The sequence below is a fragment of the Streptomyces sp. NPDC001515 genome (genome assembly GCF_053597115.1).
The window spans coordinates 1-13,262 of sequence record NZ_JBSFHN010000004.1 but is presented as its reverse complement, the minus strand read 5'-3'; the positions used below and the strand labels follow the sequence as shown (position 1 = coordinate 13,262).

Below are 13,262 nucleotides of genomic sequence, written 5' to 3'. Positions count from 1 at the left end.
GTGCCGGTGCGCATACGCTGGCCGCACCATCTCGGAGACCCCGGAGTGACACGGTGCGATACCACGATTCGATGATCAGTCTCGTAGGCAATACCCCGCTGGTGAGGCTGCGCAGCGTCACGGCCGGCATCCAGGCGACGGTCCTGGCCAAGGTCGAGTACTTCAACCCCGGCGGCTCGGTCAAGGACCGCATCGCCCTGCGCATGATCGAGGCCGCCGAGCAGAGCGGCGAGCTGCGGCCCGGCGGCACGATCGTCGAGCCCACCAGCGGCAACACGGGCGTCGGCCTGGCGATCGTCGCGCAGCAGAAGGGCTACAAGTGCATCTTCGTCTGCCCGGACAAGGTGTCCACGGACAAGATCAATGTGCTGCGCGCCTACGGCGCCGAGGTCGTCGTCTGCCCCACGGCGGTCGACCCGGAGCACCCGGACTCGTACTACAACGTCTCCGACCGGCTGGTCCGTGAGACGCCCGGTGCCTGGAAGCCCGACCAGTACTCGAACCCGAACAACCCCCGCTCCCACTACGAGACCACCGGTCCGGAGCTGTGGGAGCAGACGGAGGGGAGGATCACCCACTTCGTCGCGGGCGTCGGCACCGGCGGCACCATCAGCGGCACCGGCCGCTATCTGAAGGAGGTCAGCGACGGTGCCGTCCAGGTGATCGGCGCCGACCCGGAGGGCTCCGTCTACTCCGGCGGCTCCGGACGCCCGTACCTGGTCGAGGGCGTCGGCGAGGACTTCTGGCCGACGGCCTACGACCGCACGGTCACCGACGAGATCGTCGCGGTGTCCGACAAGGACTCCTTCCAGATGACCCGCCGCCTCGCCAAGGAGGAGGGACTGCTCGTCGGCGGCTCCTGCGGCATGGCGGTCGTGGGCGCCCTGGAGGTCGCCAAGCGGCTCGGCCCCGACGACGTGGTCGTCGTCCTCCTCCCGGACAGCGGACGCGGCTACCTCTCGAAGATCTTCAACGACGAGTGGATGGCCGACTACGGCTTCCTGGAGGACACCGGCCCCTCGGCCCGGGTCGCGGACGTCCTGAACCACAAGGAGGGGCCGATCCCCACCCTCGTCCACATGCACCCGGAGGAGACCGTCGGCGAGGCCATCGACGTGCTGCGCGAGTACGGCGTCTCGCAGATGCCGATCGTGAAGCCCGGCGCCGGCCACCCGGACGTGATGGCCGCCGAGGTCATCGGCTCGGTCGTCGAGCGCGAACTGCTCAACGCGCTCTTCGCCCAGCGCGCCTCGCTCTCCGACCCCCTGGAGAAGCACATGTCGCCGCCGCTGCCGCAGGTCGGCTCCGGCGAACCGGTCGAGGACCTGATGGCGGTGCTCGGCGGTACGGGCGCGGCCGACGCGGCGATCGTCCTGGTGGAGGGCAAGCCCAAGGGCGTCGTCAGCCGCCAGGACCTGCTGGCCTTCCTCGCCAAGGACACCGCCAAGGACGGCGCGTAGCAGCCGCCCGGCGCCACGGGGGCGGGGCCGTCCGGTCCCGTCCCCCGTGATGGCGGTCTTTCCGGAAACGGTACGAGCGCGACACGTCCACGCAGCACCCGCTTAACACGGCTCGGGCACAGTGGTGGATGTCGGCGGGGGAGAACCGCCGGCACCGATACGGCGACACCGGACTACGGAGCGGCTCCCGGACCTCCACCGTCGCCCGGACGCGCGACCGGCCCTGACCCGGACCGCGTCCCTCGCGGGGACCGCCGTCGTCCCGCCCCCTGGGAAACCGGGGGTGCGGCGGTCCCCGCGACACATCTACGCGCGCCGATCCCGGGCGCTCTCAGGGCCGCCTTACCGGCCGCCCCGTGCCGCCCTACCGGCCGCTCCCCGCGCCGCCTTCCCCGGCGCTCTCCGCGCCGCCTTACCGGCCGCTCCCCGCGCCGCCTTCCCTGCCGCCCCCGCTGCCGTTCCCCGTGCCGTCCCCCCGGACGTTCCTCCGCCGGGACTCCCCGTCCGGCGCGGCCCAGCTCGCGAGCAGGGCGATCCGCTCCGCCGTCGCGGAACCGGGCTCCGGGGTGTAGACCACCAGCGACTGCCCGGGGTCTCCCGGCAGCGCGAGCGTCTCGTAGGGCAGGGTCAGCTCGCCCACGACCGGATGGGCGATCCGCTTCACGCCGTGCGTCTTCGCCTTGACCCCGTGGTCCGCCCACAGCCGGCGGAAGTCCTCGCTCCGCATCGACAGCTCGCCGATCAGGGTCGCCAGCACCTTGTCGTCCGGGTGCAGCCCGGCGTCCAGCCGCAGATGGGCCACCGTCTCCGCCGCCACGGCCGGCCAGTCCGGGTACAGCGCGCGCGCCCCCGGGTCCAGGAACGCCTGGCGCGGCATGTTCCGTTCGTCCGGCGCCATCCGGGAGAAACCGTTCAGGGCGTCCCCGAGCGCGTTCCACGCCAGCACGTCCAGCCGGCGCCCCAGCACGAAGGCGGGCGCCCCCTCCAACGCGTCCAGCAGCAGCCGCACCCCCGACCGCACCCGCCGTGCCGGGGCCGCCGCGCCGACCCGGGACGCCGGACGGGCCACCGTGCGCAGATACGCGTGCTCCGTCTCGTCCAGGCCCAGCACCCGGGCGATCGCGTCGAGCACCGCGTCCGAGACGCTGGGGCCGCGCCCCTGCTCCAGCCGGATGTAGTAGTCGACGCTCACCCCGGCCAGCTGCGCCACCTCCTCCCGGCGCAGCCCGGGGACGCGCCGCCGGCCGTAGGAGCTCAGCCCCACGTCCTCGGGCCGGATGCGGGCACGCCGTGAGCGGAGGAAGTCCCCCAGATCGCCGTCCATGCGGTCGATCGTAGAAGAGCGGCGCCCGCCGAGCCTGGTACTGCCGGACCCAGGAAGGACGCACCCCTGGGTAGCCCCCGCGCCCCGCCCCAGAGTGGTCACCGGCCCCGGGGATGCGCCCCGGGGGAACCGGCCGGAGGAGCACCCACCATGTCGTACGCCACGCTCGCGGACCGCACCGCCGTCGTCACCGGAGCCGCCAGCGGCATGGGCGGGGCGACCGCCCGGCTGCTCGCCGCCCACGGAGTGCGGGTGGCCCTGCTGGCCCGCCGCGCCGAGCGGCTGGAGGAACTGGCCGCCCGGATCACCGCCGACGGCGGCCGGGCGCTCGCCGTCCCCGCCGACGTCACCGACCAGACCTCCGTGGACGCCGCCGCCGCCCGCGTACGCACCGGACTCGGCCCGGTCGACCTCGTCGTCAACGCGGCCGGGGTGATGCTGCCGAACCCGCTCGACGCGGGCCGGGCCGACGAATGGCAGCGGATGATCGACACCAATGTGACCGGGGCCCTGCGGATCACCCGGGCCTTCACCGCCGACCTGCTCGCGGCCGCCGCCGAGGGCCGCACCGCCGACCTCGTCAACATCTCGTCGATCGGCGCCCACGTCGTCTTCCCCGACTACGCGGTCTACGGCGCCACCAAGGCCGCGCTCACCCACCTCTCGGCCTCGCTGCGCGCCGAACTCGGCCCCCGCGACGTGCGCGTCACCAACATCGAACCGGGTCTGACGGCCACCGAACTCGGCGACCACATCGACAACCCGCGGCTCAGCGGGGCGCTCGGCGGCATGTTCGACGCCCTGGGGGGACTGTCCGGTGAGGAGATCGCCGACCTGATCGCGTACACCACCAGCCGGGCCCGCCACGTCAACCTGCGCCAGCTGGTCGTCCTGCCGACCCGGCAGGCCTGAGACCGTGCCGCCTCGCGCGCTCCCGGCTCACTCCTCCCAGTCGGACGCCGCCCGCCGCCGCTCCCGGTTGTTCCGGAACAGCCCGCCGCTGCCGGCCGCCTGGAAGGCGTTCACCCCGACGATGCCGGACCAGGCGACGAGCAGCCCGCCGATGCCCGCGTTCGCCACGGCGATGGCGGACAGCGGGATCGCCAGGACCAGCGAGATGATCGCCAGTCCGTAGCGCTCGCCGAAGTGGCCCAGCGGCGACTCCGGGGCGCGCGCCCCGCGGGCCACGGCGACCCGCTGCTCCGCGAGATGGCGCCGGACCCGTCGGTCGAGCGTGGTGTCGAGCCGCTGCTCGACCTTCTCCAGGAAGGAGTCGACGAGCGCGGACTCGTACTCGTCCCCCAGCTCCCCGCGGGCCCGGAGGGTGGCGTTGAGCTCCTTCTTGAGCTCGGTGTCGGGTGCGTCCATGCTGACCACCGTACGAAGCGGGGGCGGTCGCGTCAGTGGGGCTAACCCCCCGGTTTCCGGGGGCCGGGAGGCGGGTGCGGAGGCCCGGCCCGCCCGGCTGCATATGGACATGCAGACGACCGGCTGGCTGAATGGATCCGGCGGTGCCGGTTCTCGGCCCCGGGATCCAGCGAGGGGACAGGATGAGCGGGAGCAGCGCGGGCGCGCGGTTGCAGCAGCTGTTCGAGGGGCGCCGGCTCACACCCACCCAGCGGCGCATCGCCCATTCCATGGTGCGCCGGGCCGGGGACGCCCCCTTCCTCTCCAGCGTCGAACTGGCCGAGCTGGCCGGGGTCAGCCAGCCCTCCGTCACCCGTTTCGCCGTCGCCCTCGGCTTCGACGGCTACCCGGCGCTCCGCCGCCACCTGCGCGCGTACGCCCCCGCCGGACCGGCCGACGACCCGGACCAGGACGCCGCCGACACCCCCAACGCATACCAGCAGGCCGTGCTCGGCGAGATCGAGAACCTGCGCCACCTCGCCGATCTGCTCGCCGACCCCGGACCCGTCGAACGGGCCGGCCGGCTGCTGGCCGCCTCCCGGCCGCTCCTCGTCCTCGGGCTGCGCGCGGCCTCCTCGCAGGCCCGGGGCTTCGGGTACTTCGCGGCCAAGGTCCACCCCGACGTCCGGGTGCTCGACGAGGGCGGCAGCATGCTGCACGACCGGATCGACGCGGGCCGGCGGGCCGGGGCCACCGCCCTGATCTGCTTCGCGCTGCCCCGCCATCCCCGCGAGGCCGTCGATGCCCTCGCCCACGCGCGCGGGCAGGGGCTCACGGTGGTGTCCGTGGCCGACTCGGCGTTCGCCCCCGTGGCCGCCCACAGCGATCTGCTGATTCCGGCCGCCGTCGGCACGGGCCTCGCCTTCGACACCGCCTGCGCGCCGATGCTGCTCGGGCGGGTGCTGCTGGAGGCCATGTGCGACGACCTGCCGGACGCGCAGGCGAGGCTGGAGGAGTTCGACGCGACGGCGGCGGCGCGGGGGCTGTTCGTCGAGTGAGGGCCCCCGGGCCGGCGGGGTCCGGGACCCCGGACCACCCGCCGGGCAGGGGGCGCGCCCCGCTCAGACCTCCAGATCGGCCTCGATCTTCTTCAGCTGGTGGCGGGCCATCGCCAGGTTGGCCCGCCCCGCGTCCAGCACCAGGTAGAGGAACAGGCCGTTGTTGCCGCGGGACTTGAGGAGCCGGATCAGGTGGTACTGGGTGCCCAGGGTGATCAGGATGTCCTCGATCTCGTCCTTGATGCCCAGGTGCTCCATGGTCCGCAGCTTGGCCCGGACGACATCGGTGTTGCCCGCGGCGGCGACCTCCAGGTTGAAGTCCTTGCCGCCGCCGAGGGTGCCCAGCGCCATGCCGCTCGTGTAGTCGACGAGGGCGACACCGGTGGTGCCCTCGATGGACGACATCGCTTCCTTCAGTGACGCTTCGGTGTTCGCCATGCTTGCTCGTTTCCTTTCCCTGACCGGTCGGGAGGACCGGTTCCGTTTCTGGGGCGTGCCGGACGGCTGCGGGGGGTGCGCGGGGGTCATGTCGGGCGGTGCGGCAGGGCGCCGGGCTGCTGGGGTGCGGTACGGGGCTGCGGGGGCCGGTGCCCGGCGGCGGGCTGCGGCGCGCGGTCCAGGGCGGTGTCGACGAGGGCGCCGATCCGGGCGCCCGATCTGCGGCCCTCCAGATGGAGCCGGCCGACGTTGATGCGGTCCTCGGCGAGCAGGGTGAGGACGGCCTGCGATCCCGCCGCGTACGTCGCGATGTAGCCGGACTCGCCGCGGACGAGCAGTTCGCGGAAGCCGCCGCGGCCGGTCGCCTCCGTCATCCGGATCGCGACGCCGAGGGCGGCCGCGGTGAGGGCGGCGACGCCCTCCGCCTCCACGCCGGGGGTGTCGTGCGCCAGGACGAGGCCGTCGGTACTGGCCGCCAGGGCGCCCGAGAGGAGCGGGACGCGGGCCCGTAACCGCTGGAGTTCGGCCAGGACGTCCTGGACTTCGGCCTCGGGCACCATCAGCTGTCTCCTCCCGGCACGCTGTCTGAGCGCGCGTATCACAGGGCCTCCAATGCGTCTCGGAGCCGGCGCAGCAGAGCGATGTCGGGGTCGGGCGTGACCTCGGGGAGCGCGACCCGGGCGGAGGCGTGCGGTCCGGCGGGCCCGGTCACGGCGGCGACGAGTCCGGCCGCCGCGAGCCGGCGCAGGTCCACCAGGATGTGGAACGCGGACCGGCCGAGCTCCTGGGCGATGTCGGTGGCGGTGCGCACGCCGTCCACGCGGTCAAGGACGCGGCGCTGGCGGGGTGGCACGGGGGTGTCGGCCGGGTGGCCCGTCCGGGTCAGCGGGGCGCTGTCGGTGACGGCCTCCGGCCAGATGCGGTCCAGCAGTTCCCGTCGCCGGAGCGTTTCGCGCTGGACGGCCTCCACGGGCACGGGGCGCACCGGGCCGATCCAGTGGGCGACCCCGTACCGGAAGCGGGCCGGGGTCCTGGTCGGGGCGAGGGCGAAGAACGCCGCGTCGTACAGCGCTCCCAGGTGGCACAGCTCCAGCGCCCCGCCCGGCACCCGGCCGCTGTCCACGAGATGGCGGCCGACCCGCTGTCCGGCGCCGGCCTCGGCGACCGCGTCCCACCAGCCCTCGCGGCGCAGTGAACCGCCGCGGGTGAGCAGGACGTCGATGCCGGGGGTGGCCGGGGACTCGGCGTGCACGACCTGGCCGTCTGCCAGGTAGAGGGTGCCGCGGTCGCGCATCAGGGCGCCGGTGGCGCGTTCGGCGGCGAGGCGCTGGAGCATCGGGGAGAGGACACCGGCCGGGGCGGGGGCGGTCGCTCTCATGCCAGGACCAGCCGCTCGGCCATCTCGCCGAGCCGGATGCGGGCCAGGGCCAGATTGCCTTCCGCGCGGTCCAGCCAGAGGTGGAGGAAGACGCTGCTGTCGAAGTCCGTCTCCACGAAACGGAGGATGTGGTAGCCGGAGCGGGCGGTGACGATGACGTCCTCGACGGGCGGGGCCGCCGGGTCCTGCGGGGGGTCCGTCGTGCCGGACGAGCCGAGGGCGAAGGCGGGCTGCTCGGCCGCCATCCGTGCCACCTCCGCGGTCTCCGCGGCGGTGGCCTCGTGATCGCCGTGGGGCGCGTCACCGATGGTGCCGAGGGCGAGACCGCTCGTCCAGTCGACCACGGCGGCGCCCCGGGCACCGGGCAGTCTCATGACATCGAGCAGGCACTCGTCGATTCCGGGCACGCCCGACTCCCCTCCGACGCTGCGTGCGGCTGTGAGCCCGAGGTTACGCAACGTGCTCACTCCAGGTGGGGCTTCTGGCATTTTCCATCGGTACATGCGCGAGGTCGTGGAGAATGCCCCGCCCTGTCCCGCCCACGGGATGCCCCAGGACCGCCCGCCCCGCCCTGTTGACTGGATCTATTCAGCCACCCAAGATGTGAATACGGAATTCACAGTCGCGAGGAGGCACCGCCATGTCAGGACCCCGCCCCGTACGGGCACCGCGCGGTACGGAACTGAGCGCCCTGGGATGGCAGCAGGAAGCCGCACTGCGGATGCTCCAGAACAACCTCGACCCCGAGGTCGCCGAGCACCCCGACAAGCTCGTCGTCTACGGCGGCACGGGCAAGGCCGCCCGCGACTGGCGCTCCTTCGACGCCATGGTCCGCACGCTGCGCACGCTCAAGCAGGACGAGACGATGCTCGTGCAGTCCGGGCGGCCGGTCGGCGTCATGCAGACCCACGAGTGGGCGCCCCGGGTGCTCATCGCCAACTCCAACCTGGTCGGGGACTGGGCGAACTGGGAGGAGTTCCGCCGCCTGGAGGCGCTCGGCCTCACCATGTACGGCCAGATGACCGCCGGTTCGTGGATCTACATCGGGACCCAGGGCATCCTCCAGGGCACCTACGAGACCTTCGCCGCCGTCGCCGCGAAGAAGTTCGGCGGCACCCTGGCCGGCACCATCACGCTCACCGCCGGGCTCGGCGGCATGGGCGGCGCCCAGCCGCTCGCCGTGACGATGAACGACGGCGTCGCGATCTGTATCGACTGCGACCCGCGCGCCATCGAGCGCCGCATCGAGCACCGCTACCTGGACGTCCGCGCCGACTCCCCGGAGCACGCCCTCCAGCTCGCCGTCGAGGCGCGCGACGCCCGCCGCCCGCTCTCCATCGGCCTGCTCGGCAACGCGGCCGAACTGCTGCCCCGGCTGCTCGCCGAGGGCGCCCCGGTCGACATCGTCACCGACCAGACCAGCGCCCACGATCCGCTGGCCTACCTCCCCGTCGGCGTCGACTTCGACGACATGGCCTCCTACGCGGCCGAGAAGCCCGCCGACTTCACCCTGCGCGCCCGGGAGTCCATGGCCCGCCACGTGGAGGCGATGGTCGGCTTCATGGACGCCGGGGCCGAGGTCTTCGACTACGGCAACTCCATCCGCGGCGAGGCCCGGCTCGCCGGATACGACCGCGCCTTCGACTTCCCCGGCTTCGTGCCCGCGTACATCCGGCCCCTGTTCTGCGAGGGCAAGGGCCCCTTCCGCTGGGCGGCCCTGTCCGGCGAGGCGTCGGACATCCACAAGACGGACAAGGCGATCCTCGACCTCTTCCCGGAGAACGAGTCCCTGCACCGCTGGATCACGATGGCCGGCGAGCGCGTCCGCTTCCAGGGGCTGCCCGCCCGCATCTGCTGGCTCGGCTACGGCGAACGCGACCGGGCCGGCGAACGCTTCAACGACATGGTGGCGAGCGGCGAACTGGCCGCCCCGCTGGCGATCGGCCGCGACCACCTGGACTGCGGCTCCGTCGCCTCCCCGTACCGCGAGACCGAGGCCATGCGCGACGGCTCCGACGCCATCGCGGACTGGCCGCTGCTCAACGCCATGGTCAACGTCGCCTCCGGCGCCTCCTGGGTCTCCCTCCACCACGGCGGCGGCGTCGGCATGGGCCGCTCGATCCACGCCGGGCAGGTGACGGTCGCCGACGGCACGAAGCTCGCCGGCGAGAAGATCCGGCGGGTCCTGACCAACGACCCCGGCATGGGCGTCATCCGGCACGTCGACGCCGGCTACGACATCGCGGAGTCCGTCGCCGCCGAGAAGGGCGTCCGCGTCCCGATGGCGGAGGACGGGGACCGGGCGGCGGAGGCCACGGCGTGACGCGCTCCGCACGGGCGGACGGCGGGGCGGCCCCCGTCCCGTACGCCCCCGCCTCCTTCCAGGAGATGTGGCGCGAGCTGGCCCCCCTCGGCCGGGACAAGGACAGCGGCGGCTACCGGCGCTACGCCTGGACCTCCGCCGACACCGACTGCCGGGCCTGGTTCCGCGCGCAGGCCGAGGCCCGCGGGCTCGCCGTCGAGACCGACCGCAACGGCAACCAGTGGGCCTGGCTCGGCGACCCGCTGGCCACCGGCGCCGTCGTCACCGGCTCGCATCTGGACTCCGTGCCCGACGGCGGCGCCTTCGACGGGCCGCTCGGCGTGGTGTCCTCCTTCGCCGCGCTGGACGAACTCCGCCGCAGGGGAGCGGAGTTCGTCCGGCCGCTGGCGATCACCAACTTCGGTGACGAGGAGGGGGCCCGGTTCGGTCTTGCCTGCGTCGGCTCCCGGCTGACCGCCGGGCAGCTGACCGTCGAGGCCGCCCACCGGCTGCGCGACGCCGACGGCGTCACCCTGCCGCAGGCCATGGAGGCCGCCGGACACGACCCCGGCGCCCTCGGCCCCGACCCCGAACGGCTCGCCCGCATCGGCGCGTTCGTCGAACTCCACGTCGAGCAGGGGCGCGCCCTCGACCTCACCGGCGACCCGGTCGGCATCGCCTCCGCGATCTGGCCGCACGGCCGCTGGCGGTTCGACTTCCGGGGCGAGGCCAACCACGCGGGCACCACCCGTCTGGCCGACCGCCGCGACCCCATGCTCACGTACGCCGAGACCGTCCTCGCCGCCCGCCGGGAGGCCGAACTGGCCGGCGCCGTCGCCACCTTCGGCAAGGTCGCCGTCGAACCCAACGGCGTCAACGCCATCCCCTCCCTCGTGCGCGGCTGGCTCGACTCCCGCGCCGCCGACCGGGACACCCTGGACACCGTCGTCGCCGCGATCGAGGAGGCCGCCCGGGAGCACGCCGCCCGGACCGGCGTCGACCTCGACGTCGTCCGCGAGTCCTTCACCCCGGAGATCGCCTTCGGCCACGCGCTGCGGGACGAGATCGGCGCCCTCCTCCAGGGCTCCGCCGCCCGGGACACCGGGCGCGGCATCCCCGTCCTCTCCACCGGCGCCGGACACGACGCGGGTATTTTGTCCGCTTCGGTCCCTACCGCCATGCTGTTCGTACGGAACCCCACCGGGATCTCGCACTCACCGGCCGAGCACGCCGACGAGGACGACTGCGCCGCCGGGGTCACCGCACTCGCCGACGTACTGGAAGGTCTCGCGTGCCGCTGACGACCCACCCGACGGCCAGGCCCGTCACCGAGACGTACTGGCTCTCCCAGGCATGGCTCGGCACCCATGCCGAACCGGACGTCCTCCTGGAGGTGGCCGGCGGCCGGATCGCCGGTGTGCGCACCGGCGTCGCCACGCCGCCGCCCGGCGCCACCGCGCTGCGCGGTCTCACCCTGCCGGGCCTCGCCAACACCCATTCGCACGCCTTCCACCGCGCCCTGCGCTCCACCGTCCAGGTCGGCTCCGGCACCTTCTGGACCTGGCGCGAGACCATGTACGGGATCGCGTCCCGGCTCAGCCCCGACACGTACTACGCACTGGCCCGCGCGGTGTACGCCGAGATGGCGCTCGCGGGCATCACCGCCGTCGGCGAATTCCACTATCTGCACCACGCGCCGGGCGGCACCCCCTACGACAACCCGAACGCGATGGGCGAGGCGCTGATCGCCGCCGCCCGCGCGGCCGGCATCCGCATCACCCTGCTCGACACCGCCTACCTCTCCGCCGGCTTCGGCCCCCGGCCCTCCGCCCACCTCGAACCCGACGCGCACCAGCGGCGCTTCTCCGACGGGACCGCCGAGGCATGGGCGGAGCGCGCCTCGCTCCTCAAGGGCGACGACCACACCCTGATCGGCGCCGCCGTGCACTCCGTGCGGGCGGTCCCCGCCGACCAGCTCGCCACCGTCGCCGCCTGGGCCGAGGAACGGCAGGCCCCCCTCCACGTCCACCTCTCCGAGCAGACCGCGGAGAACGAGGCATGCCTCGCCGCCCACGGCCGCACCCCCGCCCGGCTCCTCGCCGACCACGGGGTCCTCGGACCGCGCACCACCGGTGTCCACAACACGCATCTCACCCCCGAGGACATCGCGCTCATCGGCTCCTCGGGCACCGGCACCTGCATGTGCCCGACGACCGAACGGGACCTCGCCGACGGCATCGGCCCCGCCACCGCCCTCCAGGGCGCGGGCTCCCCGCTCTCGCTGGGCAGCGACAGCCACGCCGTGATCGACCTCTTCGAGGAGGCCCGCGCGATGGAGCTGAACGAACGCCTGCGCACCCGGACCCGCGGCCACTGGACCGCCGCCGCCCTGCTGCGCGCGGCCACCGCCGGCGGCCACGCCGCGCTCGGCCGGCCCGACGCGGGCGTCCTCGAACCGGGCGCCCCCGCCGATCTGGTCACCGTGGCCATGGACTCCGTCAGAACGGCTGGACCGGCGCCCCGGCTGGCACCCGAAGCGGCCGTATTCGCCGCCTCCGCAGCCGATGTGCGCCACACCGTGGTCGGGGGGCGCCACCTCGTGCGCGACGGACGGCACGTGCTGGTCCCCGACGTCCCCCGGGCACTCGCGGAGGCCGTCGCGGCCCTGCACCGCTGAGCAGCCGTCCGGCCCCGCCGACCGTCCGCAAGGAGAGCAGACCCCCGATGACGACGACCGCCCTCACCCACATCTCGGAACTCATCACCAACGACCCCTCCCTCGGCGGTGATTCCCCCCTGGCGCCGATCCGGGACGCGGCCGTCGTCATCGAGGGCGACCGCGTCGTCTGGACCGGTGAGTCAAGCAAAGCACCCGCCACTGACAACGCCGTCGACGCCGGCGGCCGGGCCGTGATCCCGGGCTTCGTCGACTCCCACTCCCATCTGGTCTTCGCGGGCGACCGCACCCGGGAGTTCCACGCCCGGATGTCCGGCCGGCCCTACAGCGCGGGCGGGATCAGGACCACCGTCGCCGCCACCCGCGCCGCCACCGACGAGGCGCTCGACGCCAACGTCGCCCGCTACCTCGCGGAGGCGCTGCGCCAGGGCACCACCACCTTCGAGACCAAGTCCGGCTACGGCCTCACCGTCGAGGACGAGGCCCGCGCGCTGCGCATCGCGGCCCGACACACCGACGAGGTCACCTTCCTCGGCGCGCACATCGTGCCCCCGGACCACGCCGACGACCCGGCCGGGTACGTCGCCCTGGTCACCGGACCGATGCTCGACGCCTGCGCCCCGTACGCCCGGTGGATCGACGTCTTCTGCGAGCGGGGCGCGTTCGACGGGGACCAGGCCCGGGAGATCCTGACCGCGGGCCGGGCCCGGGGGCTCCACCCCCGGGTGCACGCCAACCAGCTCGGCCACGGGCCCGGGGTGCAGCTCGCCGTGGAGCTCGACGCCGCGTCCGCCGACCACTGCACGCATCTCACGGACGCCGACGTCGACGCGCTCGCCCAGTCGGCCACCGTCGCCACGCTGCTGCCGGGGGCCGAGTTCTCCACCCGGGCCGCCTGGCCCGACGCCCGCCGGCTGCTGGACGCCGGGGCCACCGTCGCGCTCTCCACCGACTGCAATCCCGGCTCCTCGTTCACCTCCTCGCTGCCGTTCTGCATCGCCCTCGCCGTCCGCGACATGGGCATGACCCCCGATGAGGCGCTCTGGTCCGCCACCGCGGGCGGCGCGGCCGCGCTGCGGCGCGAGGACGTCGGGCGGATCGCCCCCGGCGCCCGCGCCGACCTGGTGGTGCTCGACGCGCCCAGCCATGTCCACCTCTCCTACCGGCCGGGGGTGCCGCTCGTCCACGAGGTCTGGCGCGGCGGGGAGCGCGTGGTCGCGCCGTACGGGGGCTGAGGGGCCGCGAACGCGCCGAGGACCTGCCCGGCGGGGCAGGTCC

At 74.1% G+C, this 13,262-nt stretch carries 13 protein-coding genes; 7 read left to right on the top strand and 6 right to left on the bottom strand.

The window, feature by feature from the left end:
* The first annotated feature begins 53 nt into the window (after window positions 1-53).
* Window positions 54-1,460: a cystathionine beta-synthase gene (locus tag ACWCXC_RS06635; RefSeq protein ID WP_450683387.1), complete on the top strand. Its 1,407-nt coding sequence runs from the start codon at window positions 54-56 to the stop codon at window positions 1,458-1,460.
* 412 nt (window positions 1,461-1,872) lie between these two features.
* On the opposite strand, the gene ACWCXC_RS06630 is transcribed toward ACWCXC_RS06635, so the two are convergent.
* Window positions 1,873-2,784 carry a helix-turn-helix transcriptional regulator gene (locus tag ACWCXC_RS06630; RefSeq protein ID WP_450887036.1) on the bottom strand — a complete coding sequence of 304 codons (912 nt, stop codon included), beginning with the start codon at window positions 2,782-2,784 and terminating at the stop codon, window positions 1,873-1,875.
* A 150-nt stretch (window positions 2,785-2,934) separates the two neighbouring features.
* Here ACWCXC_RS06630 and ACWCXC_RS06625 point away from each other — a divergent pair, with 150 nt between their 5' ends.
* A complete protein-coding gene (locus ACWCXC_RS06625; RefSeq protein WP_450887034.1) occupies window positions 2,935-3,696 on the top strand; it encodes an SDR family oxidoreductase in 762 nt (253 codons plus the stop codon).
* Between the two features lie 27 nt (window positions 3,697-3,723).
* Here ACWCXC_RS06625 and ACWCXC_RS06620 read toward each other — a convergent pair whose 3' ends face one another.
* A complete protein-coding gene (locus tag ACWCXC_RS06620; protein WP_450683390.1) occupies window positions 3,724-4,152 on the bottom strand; it encodes a hypothetical protein in 429 nt (142 codons plus the stop codon).
* A gap of 182 nt (window positions 4,153-4,334) precedes the next feature.
* Here ACWCXC_RS06620 and ACWCXC_RS06615 point away from each other — a divergent pair, with 182 nt between their 5' ends.
* A complete protein-coding gene (locus ACWCXC_RS06615) occupies window positions 4,335-5,189 on the top strand; it encodes a MurR/RpiR family transcriptional regulator (protein ID WP_450683391.1) in 855 nt (284 codons plus the stop codon).
* 63 nt (window positions 5,190-5,252) lie between these two features.
* Here ACWCXC_RS06615 and ACWCXC_RS06610 read toward each other — a convergent pair whose 3' ends face one another.
* From ACWCXC_RS06610 to ACWCXC_RS06595, 4 genes are all read right to left on the bottom strand, one after another.
* On the bottom strand, window positions 5,253-5,627 hold the full coding sequence (locus ACWCXC_RS06610) for a hypothetical protein (protein WP_450683392.1): 375 nt from the start codon (window positions 5,625-5,627) through the stop codon (window positions 5,253-5,255).
* An 86-nt stretch (window positions 5,628-5,713) separates the two neighbouring features.
* Window positions 5,714-6,187 carry a roadblock/LC7 domain-containing protein gene (locus tag ACWCXC_RS06605; protein ID WP_450683393.1) on the bottom strand — a complete coding sequence of 158 codons (474 nt, stop codon included), beginning with the start codon at window positions 6,185-6,187 and terminating at the stop codon, window positions 5,714-5,716.
* Window positions 6,188-6,225: 38 nt separating this feature from the next.
* Window positions 6,226-7,005, bottom strand: coding sequence for a transcriptional regulator (locus ACWCXC_RS06600; RefSeq protein ID WP_450683394.1), 780 nt, complete (start codon window positions 7,003-7,005; stop codon window positions 6,226-6,228).
* Complete coding sequence (locus ACWCXC_RS06595) at window positions 7,002-7,412, bottom strand: hypothetical protein (protein ID WP_450683395.1); 411 nt, start codon at window positions 7,410-7,412, stop codon at window positions 7,002-7,004. The genes ACWCXC_RS06600 and ACWCXC_RS06595 overlap by 4 nt, the downstream gene beginning before the upstream one ends.
* Window positions 7,413-7,645: 233 nt before the next feature.
* Here ACWCXC_RS06595 and hutU point away from each other — a divergent pair, with 233 nt between their 5' ends.
* From hutU to hutI, 4 genes are all read left to right on the top strand, one after another.
* Window positions 7,646-9,328 carry a urocanate hydratase gene (hutU, locus tag ACWCXC_RS06590; protein WP_450887030.1) on the top strand — a complete coding sequence of 561 codons (1,683 nt, stop codon included), beginning with the start codon at window positions 7,646-7,648 and terminating at the stop codon, window positions 9,326-9,328.
* Between the two features lie 65 nt (window positions 9,329-9,393).
* Window positions 9,394-10,608 (top strand): allantoate amidohydrolase, encoded by a 1,215-nt coding sequence (locus ACWCXC_RS06585; protein ID WP_450887262.1) that lies wholly within the window; start codon window positions 9,394-9,396, stop codon window positions 10,606-10,608.
* Window positions 10,599-11,984 carry a formimidoylglutamate deiminase gene (locus tag ACWCXC_RS06580; protein ID WP_450887028.1) on the top strand — a complete coding sequence of 462 codons (1,386 nt, stop codon included), beginning with the start codon at window positions 10,599-10,601 and terminating at the stop codon, window positions 11,982-11,984. The genes ACWCXC_RS06585 and ACWCXC_RS06580 overlap by 10 nt, the downstream gene beginning before the upstream one ends.
* Window positions 11,985-12,031: 47 nt before the next feature.
* On the top strand, window positions 12,032-13,219 hold the full coding sequence (gene hutI, locus ACWCXC_RS06575; RefSeq protein ID WP_450887026.1) for an imidazolonepropionase: 1,188 nt from the start codon (window positions 12,032-12,034) through the stop codon (window positions 13,217-13,219).
* The last annotated feature ends 43 nt before the right edge of the window (window positions 13,220-13,262 follow it).